General features: G+C 31.5%; 20 protein-coding genes. 9 read left to right on the forward strand and 11 right to left on the reverse strand.

Annotated features, from left to right (window positions below):
• The first annotated feature begins 178 nt into the window (after positions 1-178).
• Positions 179-760, forward strand: a complete 582-nt coding sequence (locus tag HM981_RS09740; RefSeq protein ID WP_179338592.1) for a hypothetical protein — start codon at positions 179-181, stop codon at positions 758-760.
• A gap of 525 nt (positions 761-1,285) precedes the next feature.
• Here the strand turns inward: HM981_RS09740 and HM981_RS09745 are convergent.
• From HM981_RS09745 to HM981_RS09770, 6 genes are all read right to left on the reverse strand, one after another.
• Positions 1,286-1,705, reverse strand: coding sequence for a hypothetical protein (locus HM981_RS09745; protein ID WP_179338593.1), 420 nt, complete (start codon positions 1,703-1,705; stop codon positions 1,286-1,288).
• Positions 1,706-1,816: 111 nt separating this feature from the next.
• Complete coding sequence (locus HM981_RS09750) at positions 1,817-2,563, reverse strand: YebC/PmpR family DNA-binding transcriptional regulator (protein ID WP_179338594.1); 747 nt, start codon at positions 2,561-2,563, stop codon at positions 1,817-1,819.
• Between the two features lie 206 nt (positions 2,564-2,769).
• Positions 2,770-3,057: a 4a-hydroxytetrahydrobiopterin dehydratase gene (locus HM981_RS09755; RefSeq protein WP_218846383.1), complete on the reverse strand. Its 288-nt coding sequence runs from the start codon at positions 3,055-3,057 to the stop codon at positions 2,770-2,772.
• Between the two features lie 97 nt (positions 3,058-3,154).
• Positions 3,155-3,994 carry a sugar nucleotide-binding protein gene (locus tag HM981_RS09760; RefSeq protein WP_179338595.1) on the reverse strand — a complete coding sequence of 280 codons (840 nt, stop codon included), beginning with the start codon at positions 3,992-3,994 and terminating at the stop codon, positions 3,155-3,157.
• A 22-nt stretch (positions 3,995-4,016) separates the two neighbouring features.
• A complete protein-coding gene (gene gcvT, locus HM981_RS09765) occupies positions 4,017-5,099 on the reverse strand; it encodes a glycine cleavage system aminomethyltransferase GcvT (protein ID WP_179338596.1) in 1,083 nt (360 codons plus the stop codon).
• A 97-nt stretch (positions 5,100-5,196) separates the two neighbouring features.
• Positions 5,197-5,706 carry a DUF421 domain-containing protein gene (locus HM981_RS09770; RefSeq protein WP_179338597.1) on the reverse strand — a complete coding sequence of 170 codons (510 nt, stop codon included), beginning with the start codon at positions 5,704-5,706 and terminating at the stop codon, positions 5,197-5,199.
• A 255-nt stretch (positions 5,707-5,961) separates the two neighbouring features.
• On the opposite strand from HM981_RS09770, the gene HM981_RS09775 reads away from it, so the two are divergent.
• Positions 5,962-7,482 carry a GH3 family domain-containing protein gene (locus HM981_RS09775; protein ID WP_179338598.1) on the forward strand — a complete coding sequence of 507 codons (1,521 nt, stop codon included), beginning with the start codon at positions 5,962-5,964 and terminating at the stop codon, positions 7,480-7,482.
• 95 nt (positions 7,483-7,577) lie between these two features.
• Here HM981_RS09775 and HM981_RS09780 read toward each other — a convergent pair whose 3' ends face one another.
• Positions 7,578-8,192: a hypothetical protein gene (locus HM981_RS09780; protein ID WP_246286204.1), complete on the reverse strand. Its 615-nt coding sequence runs from the start codon at positions 8,190-8,192 to the stop codon at positions 7,578-7,580.
• A gap of 178 nt (positions 8,193-8,370) precedes the next feature.
• Between HM981_RS09780 and HM981_RS09785 the strand changes: the two genes are divergently transcribed.
• Both HM981_RS09785 and HM981_RS09790 read left to right on the forward strand, forming a co-directional pair.
• Positions 8,371-9,633 (forward strand): putative DNA modification/repair radical SAM protein, encoded by a 1,263-nt coding sequence (locus HM981_RS09785; RefSeq protein ID WP_179338599.1) that lies wholly within the window; start codon positions 8,371-8,373, stop codon positions 9,631-9,633.
• A complete protein-coding gene (locus HM981_RS09790) occupies positions 9,634-10,407 on the forward strand; it encodes a TIGR03915 family putative DNA repair protein (RefSeq protein ID WP_179338600.1) in 774 nt (257 codons plus the stop codon).
• A gap of 69 nt (positions 10,408-10,476) precedes the next feature.
• On the opposite strand, the gene HM981_RS09795 is transcribed toward HM981_RS09790, so the two are convergent.
• Positions 10,477-10,959 (reverse strand): hypothetical protein, encoded by a 483-nt coding sequence (locus tag HM981_RS09795; protein WP_179338601.1) that lies wholly within the window; start codon positions 10,957-10,959, stop codon positions 10,477-10,479.
• A gap of 140 nt (positions 10,960-11,099) precedes the next feature.
• Between HM981_RS09795 and HM981_RS09800 the strand changes: the two genes are divergently transcribed.
• Entirely contained in the window at positions 11,100-14,027 is a 2,928-nt protein-coding gene (locus tag HM981_RS09800; RefSeq protein ID WP_179338602.1) for an FAD-binding and (Fe-S)-binding domain-containing protein, read from the forward strand.
• On the opposite strand, the gene HM981_RS09805 is transcribed toward HM981_RS09800, so the two are convergent.
• On the reverse strand, positions 14,019-14,870 hold the full coding sequence (locus tag HM981_RS09805) for a UDP-2,3-diacylglucosamine diphosphatase (protein ID WP_179338603.1): 852 nt from the start codon (positions 14,868-14,870) through the stop codon (positions 14,019-14,021). The genes HM981_RS09800 and HM981_RS09805 overlap by 9 nt on opposite strands.
• Before the next feature lie 209 nt (positions 14,871-15,079).
• Between HM981_RS09805 and aroC the strand changes: the two genes are divergently transcribed.
• The 4 genes from aroC to HM981_RS09825 all read left to right on the forward strand — a co-directional run bounded on the left by aroC (position 15,080) and on the right by HM981_RS09825 (position 19,039).
• A complete protein-coding gene (gene aroC / locus HM981_RS09810; RefSeq protein WP_179338604.1) occupies positions 15,080-16,150 on the forward strand; it encodes a chorismate synthase in 1,071 nt (356 codons plus the stop codon).
• 165 nt (positions 16,151-16,315) lie between these two features.
• A complete protein-coding gene (locus tag HM981_RS09815; protein ID WP_179338605.1) occupies positions 16,316-17,761 on the forward strand; it encodes a dicarboxylate/amino acid:cation symporter in 1,446 nt (481 codons plus the stop codon).
• A gap of 88 nt (positions 17,762-17,849) precedes the next feature.
• On the forward strand, positions 17,850-18,698 hold the full coding sequence (locus HM981_RS09820) for a sulfurtransferase (protein WP_179338606.1): 849 nt from the start codon (positions 17,850-17,852) through the stop codon (positions 18,696-18,698).
• A gap of 5 nt (positions 18,699-18,703) precedes the next feature.
• Positions 18,704-19,039, forward strand: a complete 336-nt coding sequence (locus HM981_RS09825; RefSeq protein ID WP_179338607.1) for a hypothetical protein — start codon at positions 18,704-18,706, stop codon at positions 19,037-19,039.
• A gap of 142 nt (positions 19,040-19,181) precedes the next feature.
• Here the strand turns inward: HM981_RS09825 and HM981_RS09830 are convergent, their stop codons facing one another.
• Both HM981_RS09830 and HM981_RS09835 read right to left on the reverse strand, forming a co-directional pair.
• On the reverse strand, positions 19,182-21,116 hold the full coding sequence (locus tag HM981_RS09830; RefSeq protein ID WP_179338608.1) for a DUF4139 domain-containing protein: 1,935 nt from the start codon (positions 21,114-21,116) through the stop codon (positions 19,182-19,184).
• A 372-nt stretch (positions 21,117-21,488) separates the two neighbouring features.
• On the reverse strand, positions 21,489-21,908 hold the full coding sequence (locus tag HM981_RS09835) for a thiol-disulfide oxidoreductase DCC family protein (RefSeq protein ID WP_179338609.1): 420 nt from the start codon (positions 21,906-21,908) through the stop codon (positions 21,489-21,491).
• Positions 21,909-21,941 lie beyond the last annotated feature (33 nt).

Below are 21,941 nucleotides of genomic sequence, written 5' to 3' on the forward strand. Positions count from 1 at the left end.
AACGTTTGTTGATAGTTAGTTGAGTATATACACACCTAAAATAGTAAATAAATACGAAATAGTATCTTACTAAAGATTGGAGTAAAAATTATATAAGTAAGTGTGAATTATCTATTAAATAAAAATAGTTTTTAATACAGTTATTTTATTATATTGTGACTGATTTAAAAAAAAAACAATGAAATATATTTTACTTATTATAGGTTTAAGTCTTACTTTAAATTCTTACAGTCAAGACAAATTAATATTCAAAGATGGTAATGAAAAAACAGGTAAAGTTATCGAGATAAACAAATCTAAAATTAAGTTTATTGCTGATGGGACTGAAAAGAAAAAAACGTATAATCAAAAAGATCTTGATAAAGTATTGGTCTTGGAAAATGGAGAAGAGGTAGAGTATTTATTTGCGCAAGTACCAACACTTGGAACCGTTTTGTTAGCTAAAATAAGTCAAGGAGGCGAAGGTAAAGCGAGTTTATACGTTACACAAAGTTATATTTATGGTGGAGATACCAAAGGAGTAGGTGGTTTTACAACTCATCATAATGGAGGCTCAGTTTTGTTGTATTATGCTAAAAGAGATAATGAGAAAAATTATTACGATTTAAATTATGATGGAGCCGTTGTTAATAAATTTAAGAATAGAGCTTCTAAGTATTTGAAAGATTGTCCTGAATTAGCTAATCGAATTAAAAATAGAGAATTTGGAAAACTCGATGTTAGAGAAATTTTTAGAATTTATGATGAAGAGTGTAAATAGTTTCTAAATAACGAGTTTAAAAGCTGATAAGATTCCCGAAAATAGCTTGGGAAATCTATAGTGTTTTTATTGTTTTGGAGAATTCTTTAATATTGTTAAAAAGGTTTGTATTTGATGCTTTATTAAGCATCAAATTCCACATAATGGATTAATCGATCACATTTATTTTCTAAATTAGGGTATTTAGGCGATACACCTTCTATAAATTCTTTTATTAGAAAAGCTTCCATAAAATAGTCGAAACCAGGACACTTTTTTTCGCTTACTTCAGTAGTTTTCCATTCTAGCTCTTCTTCTGTTAATTTAAGTAGTGTTACTTCAGATTCGCGAGTAAAATTTCCATCTATTTTCTTAACATAAAAAACAGATTCTTCATCAACATTCTACATGTTTGTTAAAACGTCTATTAGTGTCATAAAATGTTGTCTAAAGTGCTTTAGTAATTTATTGGCTCGTTTACCATGTTGTTATTTAGTGAAAGAAAGGTTAACAATGTTTTGGAAATAGGAGAGAACTTACTATTAATTATATAGCGCTAGTAAAAGGAGTTTTATTTGCTGGTAAATTCAATTTTTCTAAAATAGCATTCAATTCGTTCAGTGAATTTTTATCTATTAATTCCGTATTAATTTTTAATTCCTCGGTTTTAGTTTTCAGAATATAATCACTAGCAAATTTTTTAATCCAATTTATGTCATTCAGATTAATTTTTTTGCCAAAACCATAAAGTCCGTTTTTTCGAATAGATCCGTTTTCAATAGTTAGATATTGAGTTGTTAAATCGTATAAATAATGTCCAATATATAAGAGACCAATTATTAAATATCCATAATCTGACCAACGCAAATTATCATCTTCTAAAAGACTATAGATACCAAGTAGCGTCCAAACTATTCCAATGATTAAATTCGCGTAAAGTCTTTTTTTCTTAAATCTGATTTTCATAACGATTGATGTTGTCGTTTTCAACATTGCCATTATATAAAAAAACTTACGTTTTATAAATAACAGCAACAAGTAATAAACGACCAGAAATATAATTAGGCTCCAATAAACCTAATCTGCGATTTCTTCCATGGTATGGTAAACATTCTGTACATCGTCATCTTCTTCAAGCTTTTCTAGAAGCTTCTCAACATCTTCAGCTTCCTCTGCAGATATTTGTTTTGTGACTTGCGGAATACGTTCAAAGCCAGAAGAAATAATTTCAATTTCGTTTTCTTCTAAATAAGATTGAATGCTACCAAAACTTTCAAATGGTGCATATACCATAACACTAGTATGTTCAACTCCATCTTCATCTTCGTCAGTATCTTCAAATATTTCGTCAACACCAGAGTCTATAAGTTCTAATTCTAATTCTTCTAAATCTAAATCGTCTCCTTTAATTTTAAAATTACAAGTATGATCAAACATAAAAACAACAGAACCAGAAGTTCCTAAGCTACCATCTGTTTTATTAAAATAAGATCTTACATTGGCAACTGTACGTGTGTTATTGTCTGTAGCAGTCTCTACAAGCACAGCAATACCGTGTTGTGCGTAACCTTCAAAAAGAACTTCTTTATAATCTCCTTGACCTTTTTCACTTGCTTTTTTAATAGCACGTTCTACATTTACCTTTGGCATATTTACAGCCTTAGCATTTTGTATTACAGCTCTAAGACGTGAGTTACTATCAGGATCTGGACCACCATCTTTAACAGCCATAACAATGTCTTTACCAATACGTGTAAAGGCTTTGCTCATGGCAGACCATCGTTTCATTTTTCTTGCTTTTCTAAATTCGAAAGCTCTTCCCATAGTAAAAAAAGTTATAAATTGTTATGTAAATAAAGTGCCTATAAATAGGTGAAAACAAATTTAAGAAAATATTGAAAACCTTAAAGTATCATTGAAGGTAAATGTGAATTTAATCTAAAATGAAAAAAGAGAAATTTAAAGATTGTTAGAATATATATTTAAATTCTCATTTTTTCAATACTTCAACATTCAATATAAAAAAAAGACTAATCTTCTTCCTCAACAATAGCTTCTATAGCTTCTGCCAGATTAAAATCTTTAATTGTTACACCACCTTCATCATGTGTAGATAGAGATATTTTTAAAATATTGTAAGTATTACTCCAGTTTGGATGATGGTTTAATGCTTCGCACTCAAAAGCAATACGACTCATGGCACTAAAACAATCTTTAAAATTATCGAATTCATATTCTGTATGAATGGCATTTTCGTAAAAATCCCATTCCGGAAGTTGTAATATTTTCTTTTCTATAGTGTCGTCGTCTAATTTCATAATGTAATTTTGATTTTCTTAAAAATAAATAAATTTGAATTAGTAAAAGCTGAAAACATTTCTTTTATTTTCAAGTTGTAGATTACATGACACTTCTTTATTTATCATGCTCTTCTAAAATCTTTTCGCTTGTAATTTGAAGGTGTTTAGGAAGTTTATTAAACTTTGGAAGTACAGCCAAATAACGATCTTCATTGGTGGTATACACCTGTTTTAATTGTACTTTTTTATCGGTAATAAGATCTAGAATCTCTTTTATAAATTCGTCATGATGGACTAAATCTGTACTTCCTAGATGAAAAACACCATATTTATTTCTATTAATGATATAATGAATTTGTTGCGTCAATTTTTTATCGAGCATCACATTCATTATTAAATTGGGAAATACTTCAACAGGTTCATTTTCTTCAATAGCTTTTTTAAACTCTTGAATTCTAGGAGAACCTGGACCAAAGACCATAGGCAGTCTAACAATTGCCACTTGTTTTTTGGGTAAGCGTAATAATAGGTTTTCTATTTTTATTTTGAAATGACCATAAACACTATGACTCAAAGTTTTATCTACTTCGTAACTTGGGTATTTACTATATGCATCAAATACATTGGCAGAAGATAGAAATATAATTTTACAACCGCTTGCAATAACATACTCAGCAATATGCTGATGTGCTATAACTTGAGCATTAAAATCGCCACGAAGTGCAGAAATAATTATAGAGGGTTTACTAGCTTCTAAAATCTCGTAAACATCATCTTGTTCTACATTATAATGAAAAAATTGCTGATTGTTTTCAAACGCTTTTAACGGTGTTCGATACGTTCCAAAAGTTCTAAAATAAGGTCCTAATTCTTTATAGATAGCGTTGCCAATGTAGCCGCTAGCTCCAAGTATTAATATGCGATGTTTTTGTGGATCTAATTTCTTTTTTGTCATTAATTAAATTACGTTCTAACAATTAGCCTTTGTAAAACGGTGCTTTTATAACGGTTGCAGGAATGGCCTTTTTACGCACCTGAATATGTATTTTACTATCTACTTTAGAGAATACTTTAGGTACATAACCCATACCAATACCAATACCTAAACTTGGGCTCATAGTACCAGAAGTAACGTTACCTATTGTTTTTCCGCTGCTATCTACAATATCATAACCTTGACGCGGAATACCACGTTCATCTAATTTAAAAGCAACTAATTTGCGTTCTGGAGTGTGTTCTTTTTCTGCTTTAAGCGCTTCACTATTGGTAAAATCTTTGTTGAATTTACAAACCCAACCAAGACCAGCTTCAATAGGCGAAGTGGTATCATCAATATCGTTACCATATAAACAGTAACCCATTTCTAAACGCAAGGTATCTCTTGCAGCTAAACCAATAGGCTTAATTCCAAATTCTGCACCAGCTTCAAAAACTTTGTCCCAAATTTGTTTTACCTCTGTGTTTTTACAGTAAATTTCAAATCCACCACTTCCTGTATAACCTGTAGCAGAAATAATAACATTCTCAATACCTGCAAAATCTCCAACTACAAAATTGTAGAATTTAATAGCAGATAAATCATGACTCGTTACAGACTGCATAGCTTCAATAGCTTTTGGACCTTGTATGGCTAATAAAGAATAAGCCTCGCTTAAATCTTTCATTTCTGCACCAACATCGTTTTTAGACGAAATCCAGTTCCAATCTTTTTCAATATTACTCGCGTTAACCACAAGCAAATAGGTTTCGTCTTTAATTTTATAGATAATTAAATCATCAACAACTCCACCATCATCATTTGGTAAGCAACTGTATTGTGCTTTTCCAATGTCTAATTTTGAAGCATCGTTACTAGATACTTTTTGAACTAAAGCTAGAGCATTTGGACCTTCAATTAAAAATTCTCCCATATGAGAGACATCAAAAACACCAACAGCTTTTCTTACCGTTTCATGTTCTGCATTTACGCCTTCATATTGTACAGGCATGTTATAACCAGCAAAAGGAACCATTTTTGCACCAAGTGCTATGTGAGTAGAGGATAAAGCAGTATCTTTCATTATGATGATTTTTTTAATTTTAGTTGTGCAAAACTACATAATTTTTACGATTTTCATCATAAAGAAATCCTAATGAAATGCCTATAGTAAAGTAATTTTAGAAATCTATAATCCAATCATCAATAGCTTTATCATTAGAACCATGTAATACAGAAATGTCTCCTGTAGATTCAAAAACAACCGCTTTTACTTCAGAAAGTTGAATCACATTAGCTTCTCGTAATTTTGCTTTTACATCAGATTCGGTCACTTTACATTTTTTAAGATTGTCTTTTAAAAGCTGACCATTCTTCATTAAAAAAGTCGGTTTATTATCTACTAAATTCTGAATGGGTTGCCATTGTCTAAGGCTAGCAACCAACATTTGTAAACCATATATAACGACTAAACCCAGAATACCATATTGAAGCGATACCGATTTAGATACAATAACAGTTGCTAAAATAGAACCTATAGAAACCGTCATAGCAAAATCGAAGCTAGACATTTTAGAAAAACTACGCTTACCATTAATTCGTGTTAAAATAATTAAAGCGAGATAAATACCTACAGCAGTAAGTATAATAGACAGAAATCCATCTGTTGAAAATTTAAACCAATTAGCCATATTATTTTATTTTTTTTGTTTCCCTAAATATGTCATGATTCGCTAGAATATTTTAACTCATATAATTTTTTGGTTACTCTGAATAATTTAAAGCAGAATTGTAAAAGAGAAAAACCACATTTTTAATTTGAAAGAAAACCTTTTGAAATGTTTTTTTCTAAATGGGTTAATTCTTTTAGCAATTGGAACATCTTCTTTTTACCATTTTAAAGACCTTAGTAGAAACAAAATATTTAACCACTAGAATCAAAAAAAATGGCCATTTTAGGAAACATTATAAAAGGAGTAATTGAATTAAAAGACACATTTTCTTCTGAAATAATTCATGAAGAAGCACAAGAAAAAGTCTTAAAAGAGTTACTAGAAACGGCTAAAAACACGCAGTTTGGTAAATTCTATGATTTTGAACATATCTTAGAAGCTTCTAATCTTCAAAAGAGTTTTGCAAAGTCTGTACCTTATTTCGATTATAATCAAATTAACGATAAGTGGTGGCATAAATATCATGAAGGCGAAAGCGATGTCACTTGGCCGGGAAAACCGTCTTATTTTGCTTTAAGCTCTGGTACAACGGGTAAAACAAGTAAAAGAATTCCTGTAACAGATGGCATGATTGATGCTATAAGAGATTCAGGAATCAAACAGGTTTTTGCTCTAAAGAATTTTGATCTTCCTGCAGATTTTTTCGAAAAAGAAATTATGATGCTTGGCAGTTCAACAGATTTAGAAGAAAATAATAATCATTTAGAAGGTGAAATCAGCGGAATTAGCGCAAGTAATATTCCATCATGGTTTAAAGGCTATTATAAACCTGGCGAAGAAATTTCGCAGATCGAAGATTGGGATGAACGTGTGCAGAAAATAGCAGAACGCGCCAAAAAATGGGATATTGGAGCCTTAAGCGGAATTCCATCTTGGATAGAATTGATGCTTCAAAAAGTAATAGAATATCATAATCTAAATAATATTCATGAGATTTGGCCAAACTTACAAGTATATACGTCTGGAGGTGTAACTTTCGCACCTTATGAAAAAAGTTTTAAAGCATTATTAGGAAAACCAGTTACTGTTATTGATACCTATTTAGCTTCAGAAGGTTACATAGCAACGCAAGTAAGACCAGAAACTGATGCCATGCAATTAAGTACTGATAATGGTATTTATTTTGAGTTTGTACCTTTTAAACCTGAATATATAAATGAAGACGGATCCCTGAAAGATGAAGCACCAGCTTTAACTTTAAGCGAAGTTGAATTAGACCAAGATTACGTTTTAATAATAAGTACAGTGAGTGGTGCTTGGCGTTACTTAATTGGTGATACTATAGAAATTACAAACATAGAACGTGCTGAAATTAAAATTACAGGTCGAACAAAATTCTTTCTTAACACCGTGGGTTCTCAGTTATCAGTAAATAAAATGGATACTGCCTTGAGAGAGTTAGAAGATCAATTTGAGACTACAATTCCTGAATATACCATATGCGCAAAACGTGGTAATGACAACGAATTTTACCATTATTGGTATTTAGGGTCAGATATAAAAAATGCAGATGAAGAAAAATTGGCAGAAGCATTAGATAACGCTTTAAAAACGGCTAACAAAAATTATAAAGTGGCACGAAGTAAAGCTTTAAAAGGTGTAAAAGTAAAAGTGATTGCACCTGAACGTTTTCATGATTGGAACGAAAAAAACAAGAAAAAAGGTGGACAAGTAAAAATGGAACGTGTAATGGGAGAAGAAAAATTTGCAGATTGGGAAGCCTTCATTAATTAACAATAATTAAGTCGAACGATTTAAGTATAAAAAAAGCTATTATTTAAATAATAGCTTTTTGCCTTTAACATATTTTTTATGAAAATAAACATTCATTAATCTCTAGCAAGAGATTTTTCTGCATCTCGGTGTTCTACCAATTCCATAATTTCTTCTGGAGACAGATAATATTTTATAATACGATCTTTATAAGATTGTGTAATATCTGCATGATTTAAAATGAAGTCTTTAGTTTTTAAAATATAATCTTCCATACCTTGAGCAACAGCAAAACTATCAGCACAACGTTCTGCTTCAATAATCGAGTTATCAGAAAGTAAATATTTTATACCAAACCAAACCAAATTTAGTTTACTTCGGTTTTGGTAATCCATTACATGGCCTAATTCGTGACCAATCCAACCAATAAATATATCATCAGGAATATGACGTGTTGAAAATTCCTTATCTGCAATCTGAAATTTTTCACTTATCAATATCACATAGCTTCTGTTTTTTCTGCTCTTAAAAAAACTCCCGAGAACAGGCTGCGCTTGCATGGTTGATTTTTTTATGTTTTTCTTAAACCGGAATTCAATTTTAGTATGCTCTAATTGCGGATAATATTGCAGAGCCGTTTCTACGTTTTCTTTTAGGTCTTTAGGTATAATGTGCTGTGCACTCATATGTTGATTCAAGATTATTAATATTAAGACTATGAATTTTTTCATAATAATTCAATTTACGTTTTACTACTAAAAGCATTTAAAGGGTTTCCTAAAAATCTTAACCCATTTACATATTTGATGATTATAATTTTACATAACTACAAATGATAGCAATTAAAAACTACTATGTGTAGTATTTTTGTGTTTTATAATGTGAATTAAAATTTAAGGAGGAAAACATTTGTCATTTCAACGTACCCAAGAAAAATTAAAAATACTAGCAGATGCTGCAAAGTATGATGTGTCATGTTCGTCTAGCGGAAGCAAGCGTGCTAACACTAACAAAGGATTAGGAGATGCCACAGGCATGGGAATTTGTCATTCCTATACCGAAGATGGTCGCTGTGTATCTTTATTAAAAATTTTACTTACCAACCATTGTATTTTTGATTGTGCGTATTGCGTTACCCGAAAAAGTAATGATGTTAAACGTGCGGCTTTTAAAGTGCAAGAAGTGGTAGATTTAACGATTAATTTTTATAGAAGGAATTATATTGAAGGGCTTTTTCTAAGTTCTGGTATCTTTAAAAGTGCCGATTATACCATGGAACGTTTGATCGCTGTGGCAAAGAAATTACGACAAGAAGAAAACTTCAATGGTTATATTCATTTAAAATCTATTCCTGGAGCTTCAGATGAATTGATGCGTGAAGCCGGACTCTATGCAGACCGGTTAAGCGTGAATATTGAAATACCTACCGAAGCCGGACTAAAAAAATTAGCACCAGATAAAAAGCGTGAAGATTTTATAAAACCGATGGTTAAGGTGAAAAATGAAATCATACAATACAATGCAGAAAAGAAAATTATAAAAAGCACACCGAAATTTGCACCAGCAGGTCAGAGCACACAAATGATTATAGGCGCGAGTGGTGAGAATGATTTTCAGATCATGCAAACGTCTAATCATTTTTATAAAAATTATAATTTAAAACGCGTTTATTATTCTGGCTACGTGCCTATAAGTTATGATAGTCGATTGCCGCAAATAGGAAGCGAGGTGCCAATGCTTCGCGAAAATAGATTGTATCAAACGGATTGGCTTATGCGTTTTTATGGTTTTGATGTCAGCGAAATTTTAAACGAAAATCATCAGAATTTAGATTTAGATGTAGACCCAAAATTAAGTTGGGCGTTACGGAATCTTCATGAATTTCCTGTAGATGTGAATAGTGCAGACCAGCGTATGTTAGCCAGAATACCAGGTTTAGGTATGAAATCGGTATTTAAAATTATTAATGCCAGACGTTTTAGAAGATTAAATTGGGGACACCTTAAAAAAATAGGCGTTGCTTTAAATAGAGCGCAATATTTTATGGTATGTGAAAGTAATCAGTTTGAAAAACGAGATTTAACACCAGAAAAAATAAAAGGTTTTATTCTTCAAAATTCAAATAGTAAGTATCAAAAAACATTAAGTAATCAATTGAATTTATTTGGTTAGATGACGGCTAAAAACTTAATTTACGACGGAACATTTGATGGTTTTTTATCTGCTGTTTTTTATGTGTTTGAACAGAAGCTGAAAACGGTAACAATTCAAAATGAATTTACAATGCAACAAGGTTTGTTTTCAGAAAATGAAACCATTCATACGGATGTATCTAAAGCAAATCGTGTGTGGAAAGGCATAAAATCTAAATTATCCTCACAAGGAAGTTATCAATTATATTATGCGTTTTTGAGTGAACAGAGTGGAGTAGAAGACTTGCTTTTAGATTATGTACAATATGCCTTTTCGCAACAAAAGAAAGTGGATAAAGATTATTCACACCCTTCCATTTTAAAAATAGCACAAATAGCAAAATCCGTTGGGAGAGAAAAGCATAGAATGGAAGCTTTTGTACGATTCAGACTTACAAAAGATGCTATTTATTTCGCTAATATAGAACCTGATTTTAACGTGTTGCCTTTAATTGAAAAGCATTTTAAAAGACGTTATGCAGATCAAAAATGGGTGATATATGATATTAAACGGAATTATGGTTTGTTTTATGATTTGCACAATGTAGAAGTAATGCAAATGGACTTTCCTGATAATTTCGATTTCACCAAATCAAACGATGCGTTTTTTGCCACACAAGAGTTCGAATTTCAAAAACTATGGCAAGATTATTTTAAAGCCACCAATATTGAATCACGTAAAAACATGAAACTTCACATTAGACATATTCCAAAACGTTATTGGAAATACTTAAGTGAAAAACAGCCCAATTAGAATAGATATTTTATAGCAAAAGAAAACCACCTCGTTAAAGGTGGTTTTCCAAATATATTTAGTTTTTATTTAGAATTGGTATCTTACACCAAGGGCAATATCAAAGTCTAAATCATCATTAAAATCACCAAAACCAAGTTCAGGTCTAAAATCTAAAGACAATATTAACGGGAAATCAAAATTGTATTCAATACCAACATCTCCAGCTAAAAAAGCAAACGTTTCATTGTAATCTTTTCCATTATTGTTATCAAAACTATAAGATCCAAGTCCACCACCAGCACCTGCATACCAATTAAAATCACCTTCTAATTGCCAAACCCATTGGTACAAACCTGCTAATTTAAAACCATCATAATTGTTACCGCTTCTCCAACCTAAATCTACTTCCAATCTATTGTTGTCACTTAAGGCACGTTGGTAAGATATTTCTGTACCAAAACCATCACTGTCTCCTAATCTTAAACCAATAGCGTTTTCTGCGATTTCTTGAGCGTTAGATATACTTGTAAATCCTAGTGCCAATACACCTAATAAAAATAATTTCTTCATAATAATTTTCGAGTTTAAATTCATAATTTTAGCAAACGTAAATTGCTAATCTTCATAACGTCAAAATTATTACTAAATTGGATGATTTACCTTAATATTAAGAGAAAATTATAACTCGTATCAACTGATTATTGACGCTTATGCAAAACGTAATTCCTAATAACTTTAAAGATTTAAAACTAAAATTAGAAGGTGAGTTATATTGTGGTGACTTAATGCGAAAACTGTATGCAACAGACGCTTCTGTTTACAGAAAATTACCACAAGCTGTTGCTTTGCCAAAAAGCAATAAAGATCTTAAGCTTCTTATTAATTTTTCGATAAAAAACAATACCTCTTTAATTCCAAGAACAGCAGGAACGTCGTTAGCGGGTCAGTGTGTTGGTGATGGCATTGTGGTTGATGTTTCAAAATATTTCACTCGAATTTTAAATATTAATGAAACGGATAAAACGGTAACCGTTCAGCCTGGAGTGGTAAGAGACGAGCTCAATAATTACCTTAAACCTTTCGGGTTGTTTTTTGGTCCAAATACATCAACGTCTAATCGCTGTATGATTGGTGGTATGGTTGGTAATAACTCTTCGGGCACAACGTCTATTCAGTATGGCGTTACTAGAGATAAGGTTTTAAATCTTAAAACACTTTTAAGTGATGGAAGTGAGGCTGAGTTTTCAAATGTGTCAGCTGAAGAATTTCAACAAAAATTAAAGTTAGAGAATTTAGAAGGAGCTATTTATAAAACCATTTATTCTGAATTAAATTCTGAAACCGTTCAGAAACACATACAAGACAACTTTCCAAAACCTGAAATACACAGAAGAAATACCGGTTATGCTATTGATGAATTAATTAAGTCTGAAGTTTTTTCAGATTCAAAATTAGATTTCAATATGTGTCAGCTTTTAGCAGGAAGCGAAGGTACATTGGCGTTTACGACTGAGATTACGTTGCAGTTAGATGAATTACCTCCAACTGAAAGTGTAATTATAGCTTTACATTTTGAAAGTGTAGCACAATGTTTAAAATCTGTTGAAACAGTAATGCAGCATAACTTGCATACTTGTGAAATGATGGATGATACCATTTTGAATCTCACAAAACATAATAAAACACAACAGGAAAATAGACAGTTTATTGAAGGTAATCCCGCTGCGATTTTAATGTGTGAGTTAAAAGCCAATACTCAAGAACAATTACAATTAGATGTTGAGAGCTTTATAGTGGCTGTTAACATACTTAATTTGTCTTATGCAGCACCAATTTTAAAGGGGAAGGACATTGATAAGGCTGTAGAGTTAAGAAAAGCAGGTTTAGGTTTATTGGGTAATATTATTGGAGATAAAAAAGCAGTGGCTTGTATAGAAGATACTGCGGTAGCATTGGAAGATTTAGATCATTATATTTCTGAATTTACAGCGTTAATGAAATCGTATAATCAAAACGCCGTGTATTATGCACATGCTGGAGCAGGTGAGTTGCATTTGCGTCCCATATTAGATTTAAAGCAATCTGAAGATGTGGTCTTATTCAGGAAAATTACCACTGATGTTGCTAAGCTAGTAAAGAAATATAACGGCTCAATGTCTGGCGAACATGGTGATGGGATTGTACGTGCAGAATTTATTCCTATGATGATTGGCGATGCTAATTATCAAATTTTAAAACGCATTAAGTCGGCTTTTGATCCTCATAGTATTTTTAATCCAGGAAAAATTGTAGACGCTTATCCTATGGATAAAAGTTTCCGGTATGAAGTAGATCGCAAGGAGCCTCAAATTGAAACATTACTCGATTTTTCTGCTTCTGAAGGTATTTTACGGGAAGCCGAAAAATGTAATGGTTCTGGAGATTGTAGAAAATTACCCGAATTTGGAGGTGTCATGTGTCCAAGTTATAGAGCAACTAGAAACGAAAAAGATACGACGAGAGGACGTGCAAATGCGCTCCGAGAATTCTTAACAAATTCGGAAAAAGCTAATCGATTTGATCATAAAGAATTGAAAGACGTTTTCGATTTATGTTTGAGTTGTAAAGCATGCGGAAGTGAGTGTCCAAGTAGTGTGGATGTGGCGAGTTTAAAAGCCGAATTTCAATACCAATATCAGAAGGTAAATGGTGTGCCAATTCGAACAAAATTATTTGCTTATAATAACAAAATTAATGGTTATATAAGTCGAATTCCAAGACTGACTAATTTTATGTTTTCTAATGGATTTACAAGTTCAATTATTAAATCTGTAGGTGGAATTGCCAAAGAACGAAGCTTGCCCTTGATTTCAAGTGTAAGTTTACTTAAAGAATTTCAAAAGTCTAAAAAAGAATTAATTAAAAATAATTTTATTAAAGAAGTGTTTTTATTCAATGATGAATTTACTAATCATTTGGATACAGAAATTGGTGTTGATGCTATTGAGTTATTGAATCGTTTAAATTATAAAGTTAATATCATTCCGCATTCAGAATCTGGTAGAGCCATGTTATCAAAAGGTCTGCTTAAAGGGGCTAAAAAAGCAGCTAATAAAAACGTTTCGATATTCAAAAATTTAATTACAGAAAACACTCCTTTAATTGGTATTGAGCCTTCAGCTATTTTAACTTTTAAAGATGAATATTTACGATTGGCAGATGACAAAAATTCGGCTAAATCTATAGCAAAATATTCCTTTTTAATTGAAGAATTTATTCAACAAGAAATAGAATTAGGACACATCGCTTCGGCTCAATTTACCACTGAAACTAAGACCATAAAATTCCATGGTCATTGCCATCAAAAAGCATTAGCAAATCAGAAATCTAGTTTTGATATGTTGAATCTTCCAAAAAATTATAAAGTCACTATTATACCAAGTGGATGTTGCGGAATGGCAGGAAGTTTTGGCTACGAAAAAGAACATTACGACGTTAGTATGCAAATTGGTGAGCAAACTTTGTTTCCTGCCGTAAGAAAGGCTTCAGATGTTACCGTTATTTCTGCTAATGGAACAAGTTGTAGACATCAAATTAAAGATGGAACAGGTAGAGTTGCAAAACATCCTATTACTATTTTGAAGGAAGCGTTACTTTAATTTTCTTCTTTTAGGTTGCTCAACGATAGTGATGGCAGCAATAAGATCTTGGGTATTCATCTCTTTTATATCTTCATCAGCAAAAAAAGGGGTGAGTTTATCTTTGTTGTATCTATAGACTTTCCAACGTTTAAATTGGTATTCTAAAGCGGTGAAATTCTCAACCCAATCACCAGAATTAAGATAGGTAGTTTTACCGTGTTTGTTTTTTCTAATAACCATTTTTGGTTGATGAATATGTCCACAAATCACATAATCATAACCATTTTCAATAGCTAAATCGGTTGCTACAGTTTCAAAATCATTAATATATTTTACAGCTCCTTTTACACTGTTCTTTATAGTTTTAGATAAGGAATAACGCTCTTTTCCTAGTTTATCTAAGCACCAATTTACAAAACCATTAATGAGGATTAATAAGTCGTAGCCCCAACCACCAAGTTTAGCTAACCATTTTGCATTTTGTATAGAAATATCAAAAACATCACCATGAAAAAACCAGGCTTTCTTGCCATCTAAATTTAACACCAGTTTATTGACAATGGAAATATTTCCAATTTCAGAATCTGTGAATTTCCGAAGCATTTCATCATGATTTCCTGTGATGTAGACCACTTCGACACCATTAGCGGCAAAATCCATGATTTTTTTTATAACGCGAAGGTGTGATTTTGGGAAGTAACGTTTTTTAAATTGCCAAATATCAATAATATCGCCATTAAGAATTAGTTTTTTAGGCTCAATACTATTTAAATACGTTAAAAGCTGTTTGGCATGACATCCATAAGTGCCCAAATGAACATCTGAGATTACAACTATTTCAACTTTTCGTTTTAGATTCACAATAGGTTATTTATCCACTACAAAGAACAGTGATTATTATTAACTAACTGTAAATCAATAATTAATAAATTATAAGCAAACTATTACTATTTTGTTACCAAAAACGACGATTCTAGAAAGTAAGTTAACATTGGTATAACACGGTAAAATCCGCATTTCAATTTTCGTTTTACTAATAATACAAGTACATTAGCGTAAAATTTAGTTCTATGGCAGGAAATTCTTTCGGAAAGTTATTTAAAATCACAACATTTGGTGAATCTCATGGTGCAGCCATAGGTGGAATTATAGACGGTTGTCCAGCAGGATTAGAACTCGATTTTGAAGAAATTCAGAATGAGTTAAATCGTAGAAAACCAGGACAATCTAATATTGTTACCCAACGTAAAGAACCTGATACTGTTGAGTTCTATTCAGGAATTTTTGAAGGTCAAACGACTGGTACACCAATTGGTTTTGTTATTCATAATACCAATCAGAAATCTAAAGATTACTCACACATTAAGGATGTTTATCGTCCTAGTCATGCCGATTATACCTACGAAAAAAAGTATGGAGTAAGAGATTATAGAGGAGGAGGACGTAGTTCTGCAAGAGAAACAGCGTCTCGTGTGGTTGCAGGTGCCATTGCTAAACAGTTTTTAGCCAATATAGAAATCAATGCTTTTACATCTTCGGTTGGTGATATTTTTATAGATAAACCTTATCAAGATTTAGATTTTAGTAAAACAGAATCTAATGTGATTCGTTGTCCAGATGAGGCAACTGCTCAAAAGATGATTACTAAAGTGCAAGAGATAAAAAAACTAGGAGATACTATTGGTGGTACCATAACATGTGTTATAAAAAATGTACCAGCAGGATTAGGAGAGCCTGTTTTTGATAAACTTCATGCTGAAATAGGAAAAGCAATGCTATCCATTAATGCTGTAAAAGGTTTTGAATATGGAAGTGGTTTCTGTGGCGCAAAAATGACAGGAAGCGAGCATAACGATCTGTTTAATAAAGACGGGAGTACAATTTCTAATCTTTCTGGCGGAATCCAAGGAGGCATTAGTAACGGTATGGATATTTACTTTAGAGTCGCATTTAAACCTGTAGCGACCTTAATACAAAAACAAGATGCTTTAAATAATGATGGAGAAATTGTAGAAATGCAAGGTAAAGGAAGACATGATCCTTGTGTGGTGCCAAGAGCAGTACCAATTGTCGAAGCTATGGCTGCTTTAGTCATTGCAGATAATATGCTTTTGCGTAGACAAGAGTCTCGAGAATGGTAGTAAAATATTAGGATATTACGTTTTTCTGCAAGAAAACATACATCTTAATATGCAACACAACTACTAAACATTTTGACGACCAAGTCATTGATTTTTCGTAAAACATATAATTATTATACTCTAGCTTTCATAAGAACAGTTACTGAAATAAATTCAGCTTAAAAAATGAAGAAATTAGCATTACATTGGAAAATTATAATAGGAATGACTCTAGGAATCATTTGGGCTTTACTATCAAGCACAATGGGTTGGAGTCAGTTTACTATTGATTGGATTGATCCTTTTGGGACAATTTTCATCAATTTATTAAAGTTAATTGCTGTTCCTTTAGTGTTGTTTTCTATAATTAGTGGTGTTGCTAATATCGGAGATCCTAAGAGCTTAGGTAGAATGGGAGGTAAAACGCTTGGGATTTATCTTATTACTACAATCATGGCAATTTCATTAGGATTGCTTTTGGTAAATATGGTTAAACCAGGAGAACTTATAGACGAACAAAGCCGAATAGATAATCGTATTAGCTACGAAATTTGGGCAGCTAGTGAAGGTCATCAAATTAAAGATGGTATAAATTACCTTCAAGATCCAGCATTTTTTGAACGTGCTCAAGAGATTTCTGAACTATCAAAAAGTCAACTGAAAGAAGCAGCTGTTCAAGACAAAATGAAAAGTGTTAAGACGGTTAAAGAGAAGAGTCCTTTGCAGCCTTTGGTAGATATTGTACCTAGTAATTTTTTCCATTCCTTATCTAATAATGGTTTAATGCTTCAGATTATCTTCTTTGCGGTTTTCTTTGGTGTTTGTTTGTTGTTTGTGCCTTCTGATAAATCACTTCCTGTATTAAATCTGGTTAATGGAGTCAATGAAGTTTTTCTAAAAATGGTAGATATTGTTATGCAAGGTGCACCATTTTTTGTGTTTGCTCTATTAGCAGGAGTTGTAAGTAAAATGGCAGGTAATGATATTGGTAAAGTTGTAGAAATTTTTAAAGGCTTAAGTTGGTATTCACTAACCGTTGTAATAGGATTGTTATTAATGATATTTGTTATCTACCCAATAATCTTAAAACTATTTGTAAAACAGATACCTTATAAAGGCTTTTTTAAAGCTATGAGTCCAGCGCAAACGTTAGCGTTTTCAACATCAAGTAGTGCGGCTACACTTCCTGTAACTATGGAATGTGTAGAAGAAAACTTAGGTGTAGATAAAAAGGTAAGTAGTTTTGTACTTCCTATTGGTGCTACTGTTAATATGGATGGTACAAGTTTGTATCAAGCTGTGGCAGTGATTTTTTTAGCACAAATGCACATGATTGATTTAACTATAGGACAACAAGTTACTGTAGTCTTAACAGCGACTTTAGCATCCATAGGTTCTGCAGCTGTACCAAGTGCAGGTTTAGTAATGCTTATTGTTGTATTAAGTTCTGTGGGTTTAAATCCGGCTTGGATTGCTATCATTTTTCCCGTAGATCGTATTTTAGATATGTTTAGAACCGTTGTTAATGTTACAGGAGATGCTACAGTGTGTTCTATTATTGCAGATGGTGAAAAAATGTTAGATTATAAAGAGCATGAGAATCCAAGTGAAACTTTTGATTTAGATTCGTAAATGATTTGATTTTTAAATATGATATTTTTTTTTAACTTTAGGCAATTCAAATAAAAACATAGACCAATGAAACGTAATTTAGTATGTAATGTTCAATTCAATAGATTCAATACCTAATCAATTGAAAACAATTCATATAAATTCGAACTTAGTATCTGTAGATTGGCTCAATAATCAGAGTTCAGGTACAAATTTAGTTGTATTAGACGCAACAATTAATAAAGTGATTGATACGGCTTCAATCCGAATACCAAATGCTCGTTTTTTTGATATAAAGAAAAAATTTAGTGACGTTTCTGCACCTTTCCCAAGTACATTACCTTCAAAAGAACAATTTCAAAATGAAGCAAGACTATTAGGTATTAATACCGATTCTGTTATTGTGGTTTATGATGATAAGGGTATTTATTCTAGCGCTAGAGTGTGGTGGTTGTTTAAAGTTTTTGGCTTTAAAAATGTTGCTGTTTTAGATGGAGGTTTACCTCAGTGGCAACAGCAAGGTTTTAAAGTTGAAAACTATAGTGATCAAAATTATGCTGAAGGTAATTTTGAAGCTGAATTTCATTCTGATTTAATGACTGATTTTAAAGGGGTAAATCAGTTTAATAAAGATTCTAGCTACTTAGTGATTGATGCGCGTTCTGAAGATCGGTTTCAATGTAAAGTTGATGAGCCTAAAGTAGGATTGAGACGCGGAACTATTCCAAATTCAAAAAACCTACCTTACACCATATTATTAAAAGGTTATAAATTGAAGCCTATAGACCAACTTCAAGTAATCTTTGATACTTTAGTAGACCAAAACACCAAAATTGTTATTAGTTGCGGTTCTGGTATTACAGCTTGTGTAGTAGCATTAGCGGCAACGCTGTGTAATTATAAAGAATTAATTGTCTATGATGGCTCATGGACAGAATATGGAAGTTTAACAAATTAAATACAATGAATACAATCGACTGGACACGAGATGAACTCGTAGCCTACATTTTACTTTTAGCAGCTAATTCTGATTTTAAAGAAAGTGTTGAGGAAAAAAACATGATTATCTCTAAGGTAGATAAGCAAACATTTCAAGACATTCATGCCGAATTTAATCGGGATAATGATTATCAAGGTATTAAGAAAATTATGACTAGCTTAGAACAGCATAATTATGCAAAAGATGATATTGATATCTTACTTGAAGATATTAAAGTGTTGTTTCTTTCTGATGATGAATTTGATATTACAGAACAAAACATGTACCGTTTTTTAGAACGTTTGCTAAAGAATAAATAAACCTCAAAGCGCATAGTTTTGATTACCATTTTTAATGACACTACTTAGAAGTTAGACATGCTTTTTAGTAGAATTCAACTCGTTCCTAACTAACAGAAGTTAGGGTTAAATTATCTCTATATAGCTTTGAGGTTATATAGTATTATAGGTTAACTCGTTTTTCTTTTGGATATTTTACGGTGTAGGAATTTTTAACATTTTTTGTGCCTCCAGACTTTAAATTAAGAGTCCATGTTGCGATGCCTTTTTCTTTATCATAAATAGAATTTCTTGTATCTACGTCATCTATTTTGATGGCTTTATTCTGACTTTTAGGAATGCGGTCTAAAACAGTAAGTTGAATATCAACTTGTTTGTTGTTTTTAATTTCAATTTCAAATCCTTTTTGAATAACCTTGTTGTTACCAATAAATGTACTTTTCTTAAAATCGTTGCGTTGTGTTCGTTTTACAACAATATTTGGATCTACACCAAGAGAAACCGTTAAGCTATCTGTTGTTGCACTAGGATTAATATTGGTTTTACCTGAATAGCTTCCTTCAAAATAGACATTAGCTTCTGCAGGTAATAAATTATATTGTTCCCAATTTCCGATTTTAGCGGTTAAGAACACATTTTCATTTATAATTGGTGCTGTAAAATAATTGTAGGTTGCAGGAATACTAAATTGATCTATTTCTATTACTGAAATATCACCATCTGAAGGGATACTATAGGTTTTATCAATTTTGAAACTTGTATTTGTGATTCCTGTTTCAATAATGTTTCCATTTGCAGTATAATTTTCTGTTTCATTAATTAAATCTGCATCAATTTTTTGTTGTGATCTTTTAAACAAAGATTTATTTTCACTGGTGCCATAACCAACGATAACAACTTCATCTAAAGAAGAAACATCACTATCTAGTATGACATTCATAGTACTAGAATGTATTGGTAATTCTTCCGTGTTCATGCCAACATAAGAATAGGTGAGTGTATTTCCTCTAGTTGTTTTTAATGTATAACGACCATCAAAATCAGTTTGAGTACCATTAGAAGTTCCTTTTTCTATAACATTTACTCCTGGTAAAGCTAAACCGTCATCAGAACTAGATACAACTCCAGAAACTGTCTTAATTAAAGGATTGTATTTATAATTATAACTTCTTGTAGCGCGTTGAGATTGATAATTATTATTGGCACTTATAAAGTTTAAATATTTAGGATTTACAATAGGTTTCTCATTATTAGTGTTTGGATCGTTTGTAGAAAGCACTAAATTAACGTCTGTCCAATCGCAACCAGAATTTTGAAACACATGCGCCTTGTATTCTAAACGTATTGGACTATTAATTTTCTCAGCTTTTAAATCGTAAATAGGAAACCAACCTGCATTATTAATATTGTATTTAAGTTTTAAGTGTAACGAAGTAACAATGTCGCTATTCAGTTTTAATTTAATCTCACCGGTTTGTACTTTTTTGTCAACGTTTAATTCAGCTAACTGTTGTGTGATGTTAGCTCGCATTTCTTGGTGTGTTCTTATATCAGAATTAGATTGGTTTATTGCTGTTTTTAACTCTGTAATTCGTGTTCTATAATAAGTTGCAAAACTCTTAAGCTTTTCTAAACTTACCACTTGAGTTTCATTACCTAATTGTTTATTACTTTGAATAAGACTTAATTCTTCGTTATAACCAGCTATGAGGTCGTATTGAAATTGAATTTTACCATCAAGAGATTTTAATTCATTTTGTAACGTAGAAATAGAATCACTTTGCTTTTTTTGAGATAAATAATTAATTCCAAAATTGATAGATAAAATAGATACATCCTTTAGCCCTGAAACTTGAATACTGCTTTCATCTATATAAGGTGATAAACCATTGAATGTAATTTCCGATTTCCCTGAATTTAATTTTAATGTTGCGGTTCTATTAATTTCAGCGCCATCAAGATAAACCGTTACTGTTTTAATTTTACTAGGTTGCTGAAAAGCTTGAGTTAGTTGTACTCCAAATAGAACGAGTAGGAGAATGAGTATTCTAGAGTATTTTGCTTGTGCTGTCATAATGTTTGAAGAATTATTGTTCATTCAAACTTATGTTAATCGTTCTGTTTTAATAACCAGAAATGAGTGAAGTATAGTGATTAGTAAGTTAAACCCAATAGTCAGTTAGTTTTCTTATTAACGTGCTTTTAAAAGATGGAATTTACACATTATATAATTTAATCACTTTTATGAGTTCTTACAACGGTTATATTTTATTAAAAAGCAATGTAAGCGTACATTTAAAATGACAAAAGCATATGCTGTAGGTCAATTTATTATTTACCCTCAAATAAAGGAATTGAAATTAAAGTTTTTTTGTTTTAAACATATTTAACGAAAGTAAGTTGTTAATTGAAAAAAGTCCTTATCATTGGTTATGTAAGGGCTTTTTTATTACACTTATTTTTAAGTCTACTAATCCATAAACTTGGCTTTTAATTCTGGAGTTGGTATCATGCAAGATTCTTTTTTTCCGTACCATTTATAGCGATTCTTCGCGATATAATTATAAACCAAATTTCTAATAAAGCTGGGTACAATTAAGAAAATAGCTAATAGATGAGTTGGGAATCCTAAATGCTTTGCAACGAGTAAAGCTGCTGTAGATTTATAAGTTAGGCTATCTTTTTTAGGATTATATAACAATATAGAATCTGTTTCTTCTGTGTCTATATTAAATTTTTTAATTATCGTTTTCCCAATACCACTTTCTAATGGAGCAAATAAAAATTTATCATTCTTATCGCGTTTTATGACATGTAAGACACTAGAGTTGCAGAGATTGCAAACTCCATCAAATAGAATTAATTGTTTGTCTTTAGGAACTTTATTCATTACTAAGTAAAGATAAGAGAAAACTCAATGGAT

It is taken from the genome of Winogradskyella ludwigii (genome assembly GCF_013403985.1).
Classification (GTDB): domain Bacteria; phylum Bacteroidota; class Bacteroidia; order Flavobacteriales; family Flavobacteriaceae; genus Winogradskyella; species Winogradskyella ludwigii.